This window comes from Autumnicola psychrophila, assembly GCF_031846645.1.
GTDB lineage: Bacteria > Bacteroidota > Bacteroidia > Flavobacteriales > Flavobacteriaceae > Autumnicola > Autumnicola psychrophila.
The window spans coordinates 1-901 of record NZ_JAVRHN010000031.1; the positions used below are offsets into that span (position 1 = coordinate 1).

1 protein-coding gene is annotated in these 901 nt (G+C 27.6%); it reads left to right on the forward strand.

Annotation, left to right across the window (positions count from 1 at the left end; genetic code table 11):
• Positions 1 to 119 precede the first annotated feature (119 nt).
• Positions 120 to 860, forward strand: coding sequence for a hypothetical protein (locus tag RM541_RS17365; RefSeq protein WP_311501397.1), 741 nt, complete (start codon positions 120 to 122; stop codon positions 858 to 860).
• The last annotated feature ends 41 nt before the right edge of the window (positions 861 to 901 follow it).

The following is a 901-nucleotide window of genomic DNA, read 5'->3' on the forward strand; positions in this document are numbered from 1 at the left end:
TCGGTTAATCGCAAATAACGGGTATTGCCTAAAAAGTATAATTTTAGAAACCAGGAAAGAAAACAATTAATCCGACAAGTCCGCGTCCCTACTCCCGCAACTCGCGATAACCGAGACCGTTGGCATTAATTTTTATGAGAAAAATCGCCTTCATATTTATTCTTATTTTTTTTAATTCTTGTCAAAATAATAAAGAAGAAAAAAAGTTTTTGGGTACTTGGTATGCACAAGAGGCATACGGAGAGATTATAGAAGTAACTTTTTTAGAAGATACACTCTATATAACAGATGATTCGGGAAATTATGCAGCAGAATGGAAATTACTTAACAATAATAGAATTCTATTTTATAATATGCATGGTCCAACCACGCTGAAAGAAATCAAATTTAATTATGAGATAGATTCCAATAACTTGGAATTAGATAGAATAGATAACTCATTAATTTCAGAGTATAAAAAAGCAGATGATGCGTTCAATTATTTTCAGAAAAAAATTGAATTAAATATTGATTTACCAAATACTACGGATAGTTTAATGGTTGCCACCGTAACATTAGAAAGATTTTTAATATATGCTGGATATAGAGATAACAACTTGATTGTGAAAACTGACTATTCCAATAATTTATCTAATCTCAAATATGAAGTAGATTCAATTAGAAATATTTATAAAGATCATGGAAAAGGTTTAATGTCAATAAATTTAATTGCAGATAAGGATATTCCAAATAAATCAATAGATTCAATTTTAGAAATAATTAATTCTACTTCCGTCGAATATATTTTTAGAACCTATAAGAATACCAATCATACATATAAGCACGATTTAAATTGGTTTGGAAAACTATTAAAAAATTAAACTGATCTTAAATTAAAAGTATCCATAGTAAAAAACTAATG